The organism is Pedobacter sp. P26 (assembly GCF_050632135.1).
Classification (GTDB): Bacteria; Bacteroidota; Bacteroidia; order Sphingobacteriales; family Sphingobacteriaceae; genus Pedobacter.
Map to the genome: position 1 here is coordinate 2345965 of NZ_CP192574.1, position 14761 is coordinate 2360725.

The 14761-nt window shown below is 38.8% G+C and carries 21 protein-coding genes and 1 pseudogene; 5 read left to right on the plus strand and 17 right to left on the minus strand.

Annotated features, from left to right (window positions below; all coding sequences use genetic code 11):
* Window position 1: 1 nt before the first annotated feature.
* The 13 genes and pseudogenes from ACQ86H_RS10770 to ACQ86H_RS10830 form a co-directional block, all read right to left on the minus strand.
* The gene (locus ACQ86H_RS10770) at window positions 2–1108 is read right to left on the minus strand and encodes a ThiF family adenylyltransferase (protein WP_431294833.1); all 1107 of its coding nucleotides are present in this window, start codon (window positions 1106–1108) and stop codon (window positions 2–4) included.
* 5 nt (window positions 1109–1113) lie between these two features.
* Window positions 1114–1347, minus strand: a complete 234-nt coding sequence (locus tag ACQ86H_RS10775; protein ID WP_431294834.1) for a MoaD/ThiS family protein — start codon at window positions 1345–1347, stop codon at window positions 1114–1116.
* Between the two features lie 4 nt (window positions 1348–1351).
* Window positions 1352–1858: a molybdopterin-binding protein gene (locus ACQ86H_RS10780; protein WP_246862613.1), complete on the minus strand. Its 507-nt coding sequence runs from the start codon at window positions 1856–1858 to the stop codon at window positions 1352–1354.
* On the minus strand, window positions 1851–2117 hold the full coding sequence (locus tag ACQ86H_RS10785; protein WP_431294835.1) for a hypothetical protein: 267 nt from the start codon (window positions 2115–2117) through the stop codon (window positions 1851–1853). The genes ACQ86H_RS10780 and ACQ86H_RS10785 overlap by 8 nt, the downstream gene beginning before the upstream one ends.
* Window positions 2108–2590, minus strand: a complete 483-nt coding sequence (locus tag ACQ86H_RS10790) for a sulfite exporter TauE/SafE family protein (RefSeq protein WP_431294836.1) — start codon at window positions 2588–2590, stop codon at window positions 2108–2110. The genes ACQ86H_RS10785 and ACQ86H_RS10790 overlap by 10 nt, the downstream gene beginning before the upstream one ends.
* 3 nt (window positions 2591–2593) lie before the next feature.
* Window positions 2594–3772 (minus strand): molybdopterin molybdotransferase MoeA, encoded by a 1179-nt coding sequence (locus tag ACQ86H_RS10795; RefSeq protein ID WP_431294837.1) that lies wholly within the window; start codon window positions 3770–3772, stop codon window positions 2594–2596.
* 7 nt (window positions 3773–3779) lie between these two features.
* Window positions 3780–4295 carry a hypothetical protein gene (locus ACQ86H_RS10800; RefSeq protein WP_431295377.1) on the minus strand — a complete coding sequence of 172 codons (516 nt, stop codon included), beginning with the start codon at window positions 4293–4295 and terminating at the stop codon, window positions 3780–3782.
* Between the two features lie 6 nt (window positions 4296–4301).
* Window positions 4302–4759 (minus strand): annotated as a pseudogene (locus ACQ86H_RS10805) (radical SAM protein); the annotation flags it as partial.
* A complete protein-coding gene (locus ACQ86H_RS10810) occupies window positions 4756–5346 on the minus strand; it encodes a nucleotidyltransferase family protein (protein WP_431294838.1) in 591 nt (196 codons plus the stop codon). The gene ACQ86H_RS10810 and the pseudogene ACQ86H_RS10805, both read right to left, overlap by 4 nt.
* Before the next feature lie 3 nt (window positions 5347–5349).
* On the minus strand, window positions 5350–6465 hold the full coding sequence (locus tag ACQ86H_RS10815) for an XdhC family protein (protein ID WP_431294839.1): 1116 nt from the start codon (window positions 6463–6465) through the stop codon (window positions 5350–5352).
* Window positions 6466–6609: 144 nt separating this feature from the next.
* On the minus strand, window positions 6610–7491 hold the full coding sequence (locus ACQ86H_RS10820) for a nucleotidyl transferase AbiEii/AbiGii toxin family protein (RefSeq protein WP_431294840.1): 882 nt from the start codon (window positions 7489–7491) through the stop codon (window positions 6610–6612).
* 1 nt (window position 7492) lies between these two features.
* Window positions 7493–8077, minus strand: coding sequence for a hypothetical protein (locus ACQ86H_RS10825; protein ID WP_138821908.1), 585 nt, complete (start codon window positions 8075–8077; stop codon window positions 7493–7495).
* Window positions 8078–8211: 134 nt separating this feature from the next.
* Window positions 8212–8442 carry a hypothetical protein gene (locus ACQ86H_RS10830; RefSeq protein ID WP_293313109.1) on the minus strand — a complete coding sequence of 77 codons (231 nt, stop codon included), beginning with the start codon at window positions 8440–8442 and terminating at the stop codon, window positions 8212–8214.
* 156 nt (window positions 8443–8598) lie between these two features.
* Between ACQ86H_RS10830 and ACQ86H_RS10835 the strand changes: the two genes are divergently transcribed.
* A complete protein-coding gene (locus ACQ86H_RS10835; RefSeq protein WP_138821906.1) occupies window positions 8599–8781 on the plus strand; it encodes a Sec-independent protein translocase subunit TatA/TatB in 183 nt (60 codons plus the stop codon).
* Window positions 8782–8832: 51 nt separating this feature from the next.
* On the opposite strand, the gene ACQ86H_RS10840 is transcribed toward ACQ86H_RS10835, so the two are convergent.
* Genes ACQ86H_RS10840 through ACQ86H_RS10850 form a run of 3 tightly spaced genes read right to left on the minus strand, consistent with a single transcriptional unit; the run spans window position 8833 to window position 11151 of the window.
* Window positions 8833–9624, minus strand: a complete 792-nt coding sequence (locus ACQ86H_RS10840; protein ID WP_431294841.1) for a molybdopterin-dependent oxidoreductase — start codon at window positions 9622–9624, stop codon at window positions 8833–8835.
* Window positions 9608–10324 (minus strand): cytochrome b/b6 domain-containing protein, encoded by a 717-nt coding sequence (locus tag ACQ86H_RS10845; protein ID WP_431294842.1) that lies wholly within the window; start codon window positions 10322–10324, stop codon window positions 9608–9610. The genes ACQ86H_RS10840 and ACQ86H_RS10845 overlap by 17 nt, the downstream gene beginning before the upstream one ends.
* 38 nt (window positions 10325–10362) lie before the next feature.
* Window positions 10363–11151, minus strand: coding sequence for a DUF1223 domain-containing protein (locus ACQ86H_RS10850; protein WP_431294843.1), 789 nt, complete (start codon window positions 11149–11151; stop codon window positions 10363–10365).
* Between the two features lie 130 nt (window positions 11152–11281).
* Between ACQ86H_RS10850 and ACQ86H_RS10855 the strand changes: the two genes are divergently transcribed.
* The 4 genes from ACQ86H_RS10855 to ACQ86H_RS10870 are packed head-to-tail and all read left to right on the plus strand — an operon-like array spanning window position 11282 to window position 13102.
* Window positions 11282–11881 (plus strand): sigma-70 family RNA polymerase sigma factor, encoded by a 600-nt coding sequence (locus ACQ86H_RS10855; RefSeq protein ID WP_431294844.1) that lies wholly within the window; start codon window positions 11282–11284, stop codon window positions 11879–11881.
* 1 nt (window position 11882) lies between these two features.
* Complete coding sequence (locus ACQ86H_RS10860) at window positions 11883–12149, plus strand: zf-HC2 domain-containing protein (protein ID WP_431294845.1); 267 nt, start codon at window positions 11883–11885, stop codon at window positions 12147–12149.
* A 60-nt stretch (window positions 12150–12209) separates the two neighbouring features.
* Window positions 12210–12473, plus strand: a complete 264-nt coding sequence (locus ACQ86H_RS10865) for a hypothetical protein (RefSeq protein ID WP_138821900.1) — start codon at window positions 12210–12212, stop codon at window positions 12471–12473.
* Between the two features lie 47 nt (window positions 12474–12520).
* Window positions 12521–13102 (plus strand): peroxiredoxin family protein, encoded by a 582-nt coding sequence (locus ACQ86H_RS10870; RefSeq protein WP_431294846.1) that lies wholly within the window; start codon window positions 12521–12523, stop codon window positions 13100–13102.
* A gap of 970 nt (window positions 13103–14072) precedes the next feature.
* On the opposite strand, the gene ACQ86H_RS10875 is transcribed toward ACQ86H_RS10870, so the two are convergent.
* Entirely contained in the window at window positions 14073–14717 is a 645-nt protein-coding gene (locus ACQ86H_RS10875) for an ABC transporter ATP-binding protein (RefSeq protein ID WP_431294847.1), read from the minus strand.
* Window positions 14718–14761: the final 44 nt, after the last annotated feature.

A 14761-nucleotide genomic window follows, 5' to 3' on the forward strand; every position in this document is an offset into this window, starting at 1 on the left:
GTTACGATCTTAAAAAATGACCTCTCCATTTTACAATACCACCCTTTAAGCTATAAATCTTTTTTGCTGCGCCATATTTTTCCTGCAAGGCCTCAGCAGCAGCAACACTTCTAATCCCATGCTGGCAAATTAAAACCACATGTTTTTGGTAAAATTCCTTGCTTAAAAATGCACTAAATTCCGACATTGGTACCTGTGTGTAAATCTGCTTGTCTAACACAGGCACCTCGTGCCTTTCACGCACATCTATTAAAATGGTCGATTCAACCTGTTGCATCTTAGCCAGTTCGCTGGCATCAATTTCTATATATCCCTGTGGTCCTTCGCTGGTATCCTGATAATCCATATTTAAAAATTCATCAACCGTTTTGGGCAATGTATAACCGCTTCCATTACTGATGTTAATGGTATATTGTTCTTGTGTAAGTAAGTTGTAATTTAATATTTTATTGGAGAGCGATTGTCCGATTTTGGCAACCAGTTTAATAATTTCTGCCGCTGCCATGCTTCCTATTATCCCTGGTAATACGCCGATAACACCATTCTCGGCACAGTTAGGTACTTCTCCTTTATCGGGTGGAACCGGAAAAAGATCTCGGTAGTTGGTGCCAGGTGTGAGGTGATCGGGCACATTAAATATGGCCAACTGACCTTCAAAACCAGCAACCGCAGCAAAAATAAGCGGTTTATTGAGCAAGGCACTGGCATCGTTGATCAAATATCTGGATTCGAAATTATCGGTACCATCCAATATGTAATCGTATCTGGAAATGATATCGAGGATGTTGCTCTGCTGCAAACGGATAGGGTGACGGATAATCCCGATCTGAGTATTCATTTCCTGCAGGCGTTTTGCAGCAACCTCTACTTTCAGCTTTCCAATATCAGCAGTAGTAAAAAGAACCTGTCTATGTAAATTAGATAATGAAATGGTATCATCATCAACAATACCAATATGGCCAATGCCGGCAGCAGCCAGGTATTGCAGGGCAGGGCAACCCAAGCCACCAGCGCCGATTACCAATACTTTTGCCCTTAAAAGCTGTTGTTGTGCTTCCTCCCCAAATCCTTTCAGGATGATCTGTCTGTTATATCGCTCTGCACTCATATTACTTAACCGCCAGAAAAAGAGGGCATAACGGCTATGGTAGCCGGGTTTTTAATCTCCGTATTCTCCTGGACAATATTTTTGTTCAGGGCAAGTTTGTATTTTATGCCTTTCAGGGCAGGAAACCGATCTTCGAGGTGTTGCTTAAAGGCATCGGTATCAGCAATACCATCAATTTCAATTTTTTGATGATTGATGAATTCGCTAATTTGTCCAAAACTGATGATTTCAATTTCCATGCTGCTAATTTACCTGTAAGATGCTGATTTTATTTAATCCTTTTACAAATCTTCTTCCCGTAGCAAAATCGCTGGGCGTAATAATGGCGATATTTCCCTTTTCAGCCTTTGTGGGATTGGTATCATAACCTGTTAAAACCAGCACTTGATTTCCCGTAGGCGAATTAAAAATTTCATTCCAAGAGTACACCACCTTATAATTATCGGTTGCGGTAAAAACCAGGTAATATTCACTTAATGTTTTTGGTGAGGCAGCATCTATTTCTACGTTGGCCAAAATATCTTTTAAAAGTACACCTTTAATATTTTTGATACTGCCTTTACGTTGCATCAAGTGGTTAAAAATTGTCATACTATCCAAATTAACGGATTTATAAGCACTTAAATTGTTTAAAGTGATTGTTAATGGCTTTTTAACCTTTCCTTCGATTGTAAATTGCCTGCTCTCTTGTGCACTTGCCGTAACACTTAAAAATAATAGGGCAATGATCAGGTATTTTATATTATGCATGCGTAAATAGTAATTTGTAAGCAGCTAGTGCCAGTACACAGGCCAGCACGTTTTTTAAAACAGTTTGCGGAAATTTTAAGGCGCCAAAGTAAGCACCGCAAATGCCACCAACAAAGGCTACCCCAACATAAGCGAGCATGTGGCTGTTAAATTCGAAACCTTTAATGAGTTGACCACCTAAGCCAGCAACCGAATTAACAAAGATGAATGCTGCACTGATTGCTGCAGTCTGTTTTTGATCCGTCCACTTTAATAGCAATAGGATAGGAGAAAGGATAATCCCACCCCTATACCGATCATGCCTGAAAGTAAGCCAATAATACCGCCAATGGCGAGAGATAAGGGAATATTTGACGATTTGAAATCTTTTGGATCGGTATTTTTAAAGAAGAAAAAACGGATGACCGGAATGAGTAAAAGCAGACCCAGAATCTTTTTATAAATGGAACTTTCGATTACCATCATACCACCCACAAATGAGAGCGGAATAGAGGCAAGCGCAAAAGGCCAAAAGGTTTTCCATTTAAAATGGCCGCCACGGTAAAACTGAATAAAGGAAGTGGAAGAAACAAACAGATTTAATAATAATGCTGTTGGCTTCATAATGGCTGGCGAAATGGCAAAAATAGCCATGAGGGCAAGATAGCCGCTTGCTCCGCCATGGCCAACCGAAGCATATAAAAAAGCAACAATAAAAAGTAAGCAGTAAAATAGGATGAAGCTTTCTTGCATGGTTTAGCCAGGTAAAATTAATACGTTTAGGATGTCGCTTTTATTGAAGTATTCTTTTGTTTCATCGAGGCAGATCAGGCAATTAGCCTGTGCAAAAGAGCTTAACCGGTATGATTCTTGTGCGTGGAGTGGAGTAACCAGTCCATTTTCATATTTGCCTTTAAGGAAATGTGTTAACCCCGCAGGTTTTGAATAAGGATGTGTAAGCTCGGCCTGAACCTCAATTACACTATTACCTTTATGAGATAATGTTTTAACAGCTGGTAACACATAATTATAATAGCAACTGAGCACAGATGAAGGATTACCAGGAAGTCCGAATATTAGTTTTTGATCTTTTGTTCCAAAAAACAATGGTTTACCCGGTTTCTGTTTCACCTTATGAAAAATTTGTCTGATGCCACAATGTGAGGCCGCTTCAATTACGAAATCATAGTCGCCCACACTTACTCCTCCTGTCAGCAGGACAACATCGTTGCTTGCTATTGCAGTTCGTAGTACTTTTTTAAGGACCTCAAGATCATCATCGGCTTCGTAAACAACAATCTGTTCAATCCCTTCATGTTTTAAAGCCGCAGAAAGCGAATAGGAATTCGATTCGTAAACCTGTCCAAATCCGAGTGTTTTCCCCGGTTGTTGTAATTCTTTTCCCGTTACAATAACCGAAATCTTTGGCATGGGATAAACACTAACTTCGTTAACACCAATCCCTGCGAGAAAACCAATGGCAGCAGGACTAAGAAAATCTCCTTTTTCCATGGCCAATGCTCCGGCTTTAATCTCCGAACCTTTATCCCGTACATTTAAGCCAGGTTTTAAATTGGAGTCCTCTAAGGTGATTTTTCCATCTATCCTCGTAATTTTTTCCTGCATGACTACTGTATCGGCACCATTAGGTAGTGGAGCTCCTGTAAATATTCTACTGGTTTCTCCGTTTTGAATGCTGATTTTGGCTGCCGTTCCGGCAGCCATTTCGCCGACTATGCTGAGTATTTTTTCATGATCTACAAATTTTAACGCATATCCATCCATAGATGCCTGACTAAAGGCAGGAATATCGTATTTCGCATAAACATCGGCTGCAAGAATGTGCCCTGATGCCTTTGCCAAATCAATTGAAATGGGATTGAGTGCTATGATGTGTTGAGAAATGAGGTGTTTTGCTTCTTTAACGCTAATCATGAAAATTTTATCCTCCAATGGTAATCATACTTCTGTTTTGAATGGTAGTCGCATCAATTTTTTCGAAATCGCTAACTAACTGTCCACCTAATGCTTTCTTTTTGCTCCAAATATTTGATTGAATTAGTGGAAGCACGTCTTCATTGTTCCGCAATGCACTAAGCAGATCGGTTTCGCTATCCGAAAACAGGCAGTTTTTGAGTTTTCCATCCGCAGTCAGGCGCATGCGGTTACAGGTATCGCAAAAAGGATTGGTCATGGTACTGATAATGGCAAACGAGCCTTCGTGACCAGGGATCATGAAACTTTTAGCAGTATCATGTGGTTCTCCCTTAACAGGTAGTACTTTGAAATCTTTTTTGACCACTGATAGGATTTCATCTAAAGAAAACATCTTATTGCTCGTCCATTTGTTACCGCTAAAAGGCATGAATTCAATAAACCTGATCTGAATGGGATTGTGTTTGGTCCAGCTGATGAAATCGGCGATCTCATTGTCATTAAGGCCTTTCATCATTACCATATTTATTTTTACCTTGATTTTATGCTGCAAAAGCAGTTCAATATTGCTGCGTACCTGGTGAAAAACATCCCTTCGGGTAATCATGAAGAACTTCTCAGGTTGTAATGTATCCAGACTAATATTAATGGTTTTAATACTTGCTTCCTTTAATACTGGGAGCATTTCAGCAATGCGCGTTCCGTTTGTCGTAATAACGAGCTCGACCGGAAGTTTGCCCAGTGCCGCAATAATTAGGGCTGCATCTTTCCTCACCAATGGTTCACCGCCGGTAAGCCTGATTTTTTTACGCCATTGGCCACAAAAACTTCTGCCAGCTTAATAATTTCGTCGGTTTGCATGAGCCGGGAGGCAGGAGTGAAGTCGTATTCTTCCTCTGGCATGCAATAAAAGCAGCGAAAATTGCAGTTATCGGTAAGCGATATCCGCAGGTAATCGTGTATTCTTCCAAAAGAATCTGCTATCATTGCTGGCTAATTAAATTGTTATAATCTGTTTCTGTATCAATATCAATTTCTCCATGTTCAAAAACAACTGTTTCTACATCCTGAGAATATTGTTTGAGTATCTTTTTTGCTCCTTCTTCTCCTGTGAGCGATAAAAGCGCTTCAAAGTAATCTTTTTTGAAGAGGACAGGGGTTCCTATCCTTTCAGCGTATGTACTGGCAATGATATTTTTACCTGTTTCTTTCTGCTTTTCGATTAAGTTATTAAAGTTATTCATTTTTATAAAAACCTGGTCGGCCACAGCAATAATGATACTTTCAATTTCACTATTATTTTTGACCATAGTTAAAAGTCCGGCTACAATACTTGATGCGATTCCATTTTCCCAACTTTCATTAATCACTAAATTAACCTGATCATTCTGATGCTGGCTGGCTATTTCTTCAGCGTTTGCACCTAAAACAACAATAACAGACTGGCAATTTGTTTCTAAAGCTTCATTTATTACATTTTGCAAGAGTGTTTTTCCTTTATAATCCAAAAGCTGTTTTGATCTTCCCAAACGTGAAGAACTACCTGCTGCCAATATGATGATGCCCGTTTTCAACGCTTAATTGTTTTTTAATTCGTAAACATGGATCGGCCTTTTTTTCTCTTTTAAAAACATGGCTGAAGCACCTGTAAAAACAGATTTAATCTCTGCAAGGATAGAAATCGCGATTTCTTCTGCAGTTTCTGCACCAATATCTAAACCGATAGGGCCATGCACTCGTGTTTCATTTGCCGGCGTTGCCAAATTCAGTTCATCTAACATCCTGAGCAGTTTTTTCTTTGGTCCTAGTGTACCGATATATGGAGCGTTTGTGTCCAATAGATATTTAAGTAGTTCGAGGTCGTAATTGTAATTATGGGTCATCAGAACAAAAGCCGTTTGCTCATCTATTTGAATTTGAGCTAATACATTTTCGGGTTTGCTCACCAAAACCTTGGTTGCGTTTGCAAAACGTTGAGGTGTAGCGTGCGTAGTTCTTCCATCTATCACCGTTACTTCCCAGCCCAAAAGGTAAGCCATTTCGGCCAGGGGTTGGGCATCATTTCCGGCGCCGGCAACGATTAACGAAATAGGAGGGTGGATAAGTTCCAGAAAAACACCTACCTCCTGATCGCCGCAAGGATAAACTTTAAATGTTGTTGTTTTATTGGTGAAAACTTCTCTGGCGTCATTTATGATGTCATCTTCAATTTCTTTTAATATTTTGGATAGAATCGCATCTTTTTTAAACAACATGCTGGTGCCTAATTGTTGCTTTCCGTCCAAGTTAAAAAGTGTTGCCAGCACGGCATCTTCCCTTTTAGCTTGTAATGTTGTTAAAATGGCAATGGGGTTTAATGGATCTTCTTCTATAATGGGTTCGAAAAGGATATGTACAACGCCGTTGCAGCCTAACTGAACACCAAATTTAGCATCATCTTCGTCGGTGGTATCGTAAGTAATCAGTTTGTTTTCTTGCTGTACAATGGCCGAAAGTGCTTTGCGCAATGCATCCCCCTCTAAACAACCACCACTGATTGCACCTGTTAACTGGCCATCTTCAGTTATCAGCATCCTGGCACCAGGCCTGCGGTAGGAAGAACCCTCTACCTTAACTACCGTTGCAAGGGCTGTTTTTTTCTTTTCCTTCGTTGCCTTTTGATATGCCTTTACGATATCGGTAATTTCTTTCATTAGGATTCATGCAATAGATCATGCAATTTAAGGATAATCTATTATAAAAAGGAAAGCAATGGCAGAAGGTAACTATAATCGATCGATGTAATTTTTAATCCGATCTAATAGTTCTTCGAAATCGGGTTGGCGATTGTAATATAATTACGCAGTGTTTTTGTAACGTTGGATAAAGCTTTTCCGGATTTTATCATTTTTAAGCAAAAATGCCTCATTTTCATAGATAGGAATGTCAAAATCTACGGATGGGAAACGGTTCTTTTTATGAGTATAATATTCATCTGTACCAATAAATTCCTGTACGCTATTATTATCCAAAAGTGAATATAAATCGTAATATTGTCGCATAAAGTTTACTCCTGTATCTCCAGTCTCCTTTTCTTTGCGGAATTTGGTAGCAATAGTTTGTAATTTCTCCACAAAAGTATAACCGGGATTGTAGCACGAAATATCCTTCGCACGGTTGTCTATAATCTCAATTTTATTTTCTATTGCTTTATCGTAGGCCCAAGAAGAAATGGTGATATTGGTATTGGGAGTAACGGTATCGAAGCCTGTTTCGAGTAGTATACCTTCCTTTATACCGGAAATTAATGGATTAAAACTTTTGTAATTTAATCTTATGCCCGCACTGTTATAAGTTGTCGCATTGTCGAATGCAGAGTCGCGTTCAACAGAAATAACGCCATTTATAGCTATTTCCTTTGCTAACCAATCATAAAAATTCTTTTTTGCCTCTGTGTTTTTCGGTTTGTTATTTTTCGGGTTTTCATTGATGTTAAATTTTGCAGGAGGTTTTATGTGGATATCGATATCTTCTGAAAAACGTTCGATGATTTTAAAACCTTTTGAAAGAGACGTGCCACCTTTAAGTTCAAATTGAAAATCTTGATTTTTCAAGCCGTAAAGTACATGCATAATCCAATAATCCTTCTCAATCAACCCCGCCTGAATACCCATTTCATCTTCAAGGATCCGCAATAAATCAGGGAAGTTTTTATGATTGTGCAGGAAGTTGGCCGCCATATCAGTTATCTGAATGTTGCAGTACAGGTTTGAAAAACTTCTTCGCCTTAATATTTCCGTATGAATTTACAGACCGCTTTAGTTTTACCTGATCCATATGTTGTACTTTGTTCAGTACATTATTTAAAATAGCTTGTTTATCTTCAGCTAATTTATCCAAATTGTTTACCAAATCGACCAATAAAAATTCCTGTGTAGCTTTAGCCGGAAAATGCGGTTTCATTTGAAAATCGAATTTTCGGTTACCCAACATAAATTCACCATGGCGTTTATGGTTGTAAACAGTGCGTTTATTATATAGTTGTGTTGTACCCACTCCTAAACTATTATACAAATTTGGTGAGGTTAATAAAAAACGATCGTCTTTTAAAAACTTGCGAACTAGCGTATCGTCTTCGGGCGGAGTTTTGCCAAATACAGTTTCTTTAGGGTAGTAATATACCCCTTGTGAAAGCTTTTGAAGTGTGCCATCATTAACAAGGATACTTAAATGGCGGTCGATAGCGCTAGACCATTGCGTAAGTTCATCCCTGCGGTAAACATGTCCACGTTTCAGGTTTTTCTTAAGTTCATCTAACTTTGCCATCGCTATATTATACAAGATTATAATAAAAGTTATTATAAATGTAGTAATTTTTATTTAAAATTCATGCAAATATAATGTTTTTTAATTGTGTTATAATTTGATATACAGTTAGATATCATCATTTTTTTGTGATATTAAAAAGGCTCCGAATGAAAAATCTCAAGGTTAACACAGCGTAAACCAATGCTGTTAAAAAGCTCTGTAATTTCTTTGGTCCAATCTCTTGGCGAATCTACACGGAGGATTTTATCGCTGTCCCACAGATCGATGTTCCATTTGATTTCTTTGAAGCGGCTGTTCAGCAAAGGGCTGATTTCATTTAACTCGCTATCTGAGGATACATTTGTTTTGAAAACGGCTATCATAAAGAAGATTTTTAGGTTTGTTATAGCTGTAGACGTATCACTTTCGATTTTACTTTAAATAAAATCATGTTTTTTAAAATATTTTAAATCGGTTACGGAGAACCGAAGCGATGTTTTAAACGTAAGTGTAAAAGAATCACTTAAATTGAAAGCAAAATGTTAAATACAACCATCGCCGCTCTGTTGGGAGGCCCCGAACTGATTATTCTTGGAGTTGCTGTTTTATTATTATTCGGCGGCAAAAAAATCCCCGAATTAATGAAAGGCCTTGGTAAAGGAATAAAAGAATTTAAAGCCGGGCAGGAAGAAGATAAACCTGAAGTTCCGAAACAGGCTTAATAATTCAGTTGCTCGATGGTTTGATCTGGAGGTTATTTATCTCCAGATCAGCTATAATCCCGAATAATAATCGTAACCCTGCTCGGCCCAGTAATCTTTTGGCCTGCTATTGCTAAAACTCATGGTACCAATCCGTTTTAAGTTTTTGATGCCATATTTAACAGGTATAATTAACCTTAAAGGCGCGCCATGTTCGGTACTGATGGCTTTACCATTCATTTCATAAGCCAAAAGCGTTTGGGGATGGAGGATGCTTTCTCTTTCTAAACCCACATAATAGGCGCCATTTGGGGTTTCTAAGCCCATATATTGTTTTTCTGCTTCGTTTTCGAGTTGAAAGTGCTTTAAAAAATCGCTCAATTTTACGCCAGCCCAACGTTGGATCTCGTCCCAACCTTCCACACACTTAAAATCGTACACAATTTCTGTTTTTGGTAAGGCTTTTATCTCTTCTATGGTAATATATCTGTTTTTCTGATTGTTAAGTTTAACCTGAAGTTTCCATGCGGCAATATCGAAGTCTTCATCATCTTCGATACCGATCAAACTGTTTATTCTTGGGCTTTTAGCCGCCCGCTCTACCGGATAAGTTTTAACCAGGTGTTTGTTGCTGAAAAAATTGCGGAAAAAGAGTTCTGTTTTGTTTAAAGCCCTGCGTAATGGGGCTCTTGCGCCTGCTGTAATACCAACTGTTTCTTCAGGAGCATTTAAAAGCCATTTCCAGCCTACAAACGCACCACTTCCGAGCGCTAAAAAAGTACCGAATGAAATAAAAGTACGCCTCTTGATTTTTTGATCAACGGTTAAAGGAATTTTAGCCGTTTTTTTATGATTTGTTTTCATCTTTATCTTCAGTTTCAATCGTTAATTCCTGAACTTTTGGCCGAGCTTGATCTTCCACCACTTCAAATCCGGCAATTACAGCCCTAAAATTATTCCAGCCGGCCAGCGCCACCTGAACAATGTGGATCAGAAAGAAAAATACATAGCCTATCGTTAATGCGAAATGAAGGATACGGGCAAAATGATAGCCACCACACAACCAGCAGATCCAGTAAAATTGTACGGGTTTGTAAATGGCTAATCCTGTAATCACTGAGCCTAAGCCCATAAAAATAATGGCAGTATAGGCTATCCGCTGCGCGGCATTGTATTTCTTTTGCGGGGGAACCGTTTTACGGATATGAAGGTCGTGTAGCAACACCAGCCAGGCTTCTTTAAACGAGTTTTTATTAGGCAAAAGTTCACGCCATGCGCCAGAGAAAACGGTATAAATTATATAGAGCAGTCCGTTGATGAAAAAGAACCACATGAACAGAAAATGAAAGGCCATTCCTTCGGCCAAACGCTGTGGAATATGGAAATAATCATAAAACCATTCGGGGAAAAATTTAATAAGCGTAAACCCGAAAATGGAAATGCCATAAGCGTCGTTGGCCCAATAAATGAACAATCCGCTCCAGATCATAATGGCCAGTACAGGGAAATTTACCCAATGTGTCCACCGCATTAAAAACGAATGTTTTTCTTTGATTACTTTCATGATGGGGGCGGTTTACAACTGATAAACGCAAAAGCTTATCATTTGGATTTATTACTTAATTGGCTATCTAACAATGTATTTAGTTTTGATGCTGCGGTAATTTTACCCGTTTTGGTGTTTTGTAAAAAAGCGATCAGTTCTGAGGAAATTTCTCCGTTTGATTGATCTACCTGCACATTTACCGATCCGTTGGTTTTTCCCTGCAGCTGGAAAGTGTCGAACTGCCGTACAATCTGAACGTGGCTAAGTGTTCTGCCTTTATTTTCGCCTTTTAAAACTTTATTGCTCGCTTTTTGCGTTACCAACGCAACTGCAAGCATATAACCATTGGTTTGCTGATTGGTATTATAATTTAATATAAGGTTGTGCTTGTCGGTTTTTCCTAATGAAATTTCTAAATGATCAGTTGATGGTTTTGCAAGCATTGTATTGATACAGTTCCGCAAAATTTTTTCATCCGAGCCGATAAATTCCGTACTTCCGTTTACCACTGCCTGAGGAGTATATACCGTTTTAAGGTTGAGCCAATTGGCGTATTGATTCTGTCGGGCAGAAAATTTTGCGCTGCTAAAGCTGTCTTTCCAACCCAGCCTGTCCCAATAATCAACATGGAAAGCAAGCAGATAAATAGGTTTTTTGGAGTTTTCCTTTTCAATCTCAGCCAGTAATGCATCGGCCGGTGGACAGCTTGAGCAGCCTTCAGAAGTAAAAAGCTCCACAACTGCAAAACCGGTATCAGTCGATTTTGGTGTAGTGCTAAGGTCTGCGGTAAAAGCAATGCTAATAACGCTTATCAACAACAGGGGCAATGCTATTTTTCTGATCATGGTCATCAATTTTAAGTTTAGTCGTTTCTGATTTACAATCCTTACAAAAAAAATGAAATAATTGTAAGGATGTGGTCCCGCATGCGACTAAAGGATTAAGCATTATATTTATACAAGATAATCTAAAAAGATGCAAAACGATACTGGCCAGGATATAAAGGCCGAAAAACTTCATTCAGATCCACTAAGCTGGGTTGAAAAATATGCTGATTATTTGTATGGGTTTGCCATGTCGAGGCTGCGGGATGAAGAAGTGGCCAAAGATCTGGTGCAGGATACCTTTTTGGCCGGTTTGCAACAGGCGGAGCGTTTTAAGGGAAACAGTAACGAGAAAACCTGGCTCACCGCCATTTTAAAAAATAAGATTGCTGATTTTTATCGAAAACGCTCTTCAGGTGGCCTGAAAGAGATAAAAGAAAAGGATGCTGTGCAGGAACAACAGGATTTTTTTGATGCAGACACTGGCCATTGGAATGAAAAATACCGTCCGCAGGCATTTGGATTAGAGGTAGATAATCCCTTGCTGATGAAAGAACTGGGGGCAATACTGAATGAATGCTTAAGCAAGCTTCCTGGATTGTGGTTTTCGGTGTTTTCGATGAAACATCTGGACGATCTTGCCTCAGAACTGATCTGTGCCGAACTTAAACTTACGTCGGCTAATTTTTGGGTAATTATGCACCGTACGAAACTTAACCTAAGGGCCTGCCTTCAAAAAAACTGGAACTGATATGAAAAGCGCACTGAAAAACATCATTTATAATTGCAAGCAGGCTACTTTTCTGATCGAAAAAAAGCTTGCAGGAAAAATTACCGCTGCCGAAACCCTGCAATTGCATATCCATTTGGCCGGTTGCTCCGTTTGTAAAACCTATCAGCAACAAAGTATATTGATTAACCAGGTGTTTGTGGGGCTTAATAAGGAGGATTTTAAACTCGACGAAGCCTTTAAAAAAACACTGAAAGAAAATATTGAAAAAGAAATAAATAAAAATTGATTTTAATTGTAAGGTTTTCATTTTTGCTTCGACTAAAGGCTAAATAAAACACAAAACAGCATGAAAAATCAAATCTTAAAATCAGCAGGAAAATTGTTTATGGCTACTTTAGTTGTGGCTGGTCTTTCATTACCAACTTTTGCTTCAGTAAACAGTCCGCTTCAGGAAAAAATGTCTAAAATGAAACAAGAAAAAATGGAGAAAAAGAAGATGGATAAAATGGAAAAAAGTAAAATGGACAAAATGAAAACCGATTCGATGAAAAAAACCAAAATGGAGAAATCTAAGATGGCTAAAGATAAAATGTCGAAAAGTAAAATGTAAAAACAGCTTTAGGGAGGTTAAGGCCTCCCTAAATTTAATCACTTAACATGAAAAAAATTATACTATTTCTAAGCTTAATTGTTGCTTTTTCGTTACAGGTAAAAGCTCAAAAAGGATTAAAAGAAGGAGATAAGGCCCCAATATTTACCGCGATCGATCAAAATGGTAAAAGCGTAAGTTTGAAGGATGCACTTAAAAAGCACCGTTCTGTTGTACTGTTTTTTTACCGCGGGCAGTGGTGCCCGTATTGCAATAAACACATCAAAGAACTTCAGGATTCTTTAAACCTGCTGAGTGCCAAAGATGCTTATGTAATTGGTGTTACACCCGAAACCAAAGAAAACATTGATAAAACCATTAAAAAGACCAAAGCAGGCTTTTCGATTGTGCAGGATAAAGATGATGAGATTATGAAAGCGTACGGGGTAAATTTTATGATGGATGAAGCAACTTTTACCAAGTACAAAGGTCATGGCATCGATCTGGAAGCAAATAATGGCAATAACCGCCATACGCTACCTGTACCGGCAACCTATATTATCGATCGATCGGGTAAGATCAAATATGTACATTTCGATCCCAATTATCAAAAAAGGGCTTCGGTACAGCTTCTGCTTTCGAAACTTTAAGAAACTTATAGATTAGTTAAAAAAACACCCGGTTATTTAATATAGCCGGGTGTTTTTTTGAAATATTTTTAGGTATTTACATCTCCGTTTAAGAGCGGTAATTTATACAAATCTTAAATGCAATTCTTGCTAAATAGAGTTTTGAACGCTACTGTATTTTTTTTATAATTTGGACATGGATGGTTTGTGGTTCTTGGCGGCTTTAGTCCCGTTTAACGCTTTATCCGATAGAAAAAATCTGGATGTTCGCTACAATATGGTTTAGGAATAAGGGTTTGTGCACCTTGCAAACCCCAAAATGAAATGCTGGATTAGCCATCTAGCCCCGGGTGAAGCGTTACCCTGCAGCAACGAGGCACGAGGAAGCGAAGCGTAAAGCGGAACACGGGAACCAATTTATTTGCCTGCAGATTATTGCGCTCTAAAAAACTATTGCTTTTTTTCCAAATAGTTGGTGGGCAACCTGCTGGGGCACAAAACTTATATAATTATTCTATCGCATCTGTTTTAAGATTTGGAAATGGAAGGGTAGTTATTCTTGGCGGACAGCAGCCCTGCTTTTGGTACAAGGCCCGATGAAGAATCGGGCGCTTTCCCCGTCAATCAGGTTTATGGTGAACGTTTGTACCTCGCAATCTCAAAACTTAAATGTTGTTTAGCCATTTTGACCCGGGTGAAGTGTTACCCCAATGTCATTAAGTTAAGTCCATACAGCACAAGCGAAAATAATTTAACCACAGATAGAAAGGATACACACAAATATGAAAATCCATGTTTATCTGTGTGCATCTGTGGTTAAAAGCTCTTAACTTAATGACATTGAACGTTATCCTGCAGGCTGGAGCGTAAAAGGATAAAAGGGTAACCAATCTGCATAACTGTACAGATATTGTGCTCCAAAAAATGGCTATTGGTTTGTTTAATTAGTTGAATGACATTGTTTTAGCAAATGTATAATAATCTCATCAAGTTACCTCCGTTCGCCAATCTGCTGCCGCCACATAGAATAATAAAGTCCCTTCTTTTCGAGCAACTCGTTATGGCTGCCCGTTTCAGATACCTTTCCTTTTTCCAGCACATAGATTTTATCGGCATGCATAATGGTTGATAAACGGTGGGCAATCAGAATGGTCATCTGTTCCCTTCTGTCTGAAATCTCTCTTATCGTTGCAGAAATTTCTTCTTCAGTAAGCGAATCGAGCGCGGAAGTTGCTTCGTCAAAGATCAACAACCTTGGTTTTCTCAATAAGGCCCTGGCGATCGAAATCCGTTGTTTTTCGCCACCTGATAGTTTCATGCCATTTTCACCCAATACGGTGTCGATTCCCTGAGCTGCTTTGGCAACAAGTGCTGTAGCTGAGGCCTTTTGTAATGCTTCCACAATCTCTTCTTCACTGGCTGTAGGATTAACAAAACGCATGTTTTCCCTGATTGAACCTGCATAAAGCTGGGTATCCTGTGTAACGAAACCGATCTGTCTCCTTAATGGGTTGTAACGTATGCGTTTGGAACTGGTTTTGTTGAAGAGGATTTCACCATCAACTGGAAGATAAAGTCCCACTAACAATTTAACAAGGGTCGATTTGCCAGAACCCGAAGGACCTACAAATGCCACCGTCTCACCATTTTGGATTTCGAAGGAAATATCATCAATAGCAT

What these genes read in the sequence shown, in the direction of transcription:
- ACQ86H_RS10770 (WP_431294833.1), bottom strand. Translation starts at nt 1,108, where the DNA reads ATGAGTGCAGAGCGATATAACAGACAGATCATCCTGAAAGGATTTGGG.
- ACQ86H_RS10775 (WP_431294834.1), bottom strand. Translation starts at nt 1,347, where the DNA reads ATGGAAATTGAAATCATCAGTTTTGGACAAATTAGCGAATTCATCAAT.
- ACQ86H_RS10780 (WP_246862613.1), bottom strand. Translation starts at nt 1,858, where the DNA reads ATGCATAATATAAAATACCTGATCATTGCCCTATTATTTTTAAGTGTT.
- ACQ86H_RS10790 (WP_431294836.1), bottom strand. Translation starts at nt 2,590, where the DNA reads ATGCAAGAAAGCTTCATCCTATTTTACTGCTTACTTTTTATTGTTGCT.
- ACQ86H_RS10795 (WP_431294837.1), bottom strand. Translation starts at nt 3,772, where the DNA reads ATGATTAGCGTTAAAGAAGCAAAACACCTCATTTCTCAACACATCATA.
- ACQ86H_RS10800 (WP_431295377.1), bottom strand. Translation starts at nt 4,295, where the DNA reads ATGGTAATGATGAAAGGCCTTAATGACAATGAGATCGCCGATTTCATC.
- ACQ86H_RS10815 (WP_431294839.1), bottom strand. Translation starts at nt 6,465, where the DNA reads ATGAAAGAAATTACCGATATCGTAAAGGCATATCAAAAGGCAACGAAG.
- ACQ86H_RS10820 (WP_431294840.1), bottom strand. Translation starts at nt 7,491, where the DNA reads ATGGCGGCCAACTTCCTGCACAATCATAAAAACTTCCCTGATTTATTG.
- ACQ86H_RS10825 (WP_138821908.1), bottom strand. Translation starts at nt 8,077, where the DNA reads ATGGCAAAGTTAGATGAACTTAAGAAAAACCTGAAACGTGGACATGTT.
- ACQ86H_RS10830 (WP_293313109.1), bottom strand. Translation starts at nt 8,442, where the DNA reads ATGATAGCCGTTTTCAAAACAAATGTATCCTCAGATAGCGAGTTAAAT.
- ACQ86H_RS10835 (WP_138821906.1), top strand. Translation starts at nt 8,599, where the DNA reads ATGTTAAATACAACCATCGCCGCTCTGTTGGGAGGCCCCGAACTGATT.
- ACQ86H_RS10840 (WP_431294841.1), bottom strand. Translation starts at nt 9,624, where the DNA reads ATGAAAACAAATCATAAAAAAACGGCTAAAATTCCTTTAACCGTTGAT.
- ACQ86H_RS10845 (WP_431294842.1), bottom strand. Translation starts at nt 10,324, where the DNA reads ATGAAAGTAATCAAAGAAAAACATTCGTTTTTAATGCGGTGGACACAT.
- ACQ86H_RS10850 (WP_431294843.1), bottom strand. Translation starts at nt 11,151, where the DNA reads ATGATCAGAAAAATAGCATTGCCCCTGTTGTTGATAAGCGTTATTAGC.
- ACQ86H_RS10855 (WP_431294844.1), top strand. Translation starts at nt 11,282, where the DNA reads ATGCAAAACGATACTGGCCAGGATATAAAGGCCGAAAAACTTCATTCA.
- ACQ86H_RS10860 (WP_431294845.1), top strand. Translation starts at nt 11,883, where the DNA reads ATGAAAAGCGCACTGAAAAACATCATTTATAATTGCAAGCAGGCTACT.
- ACQ86H_RS10865 (WP_138821900.1), top strand. Translation starts at nt 12,210, where the DNA reads ATGAAAAATCAAATCTTAAAATCAGCAGGAAAATTGTTTATGGCTACT.
- ACQ86H_RS10870 (WP_431294846.1), top strand. Translation starts at nt 12,521, where the DNA reads ATGAAAAAAATTATACTATTTCTAAGCTTAATTGTTGCTTTTTCGTTA.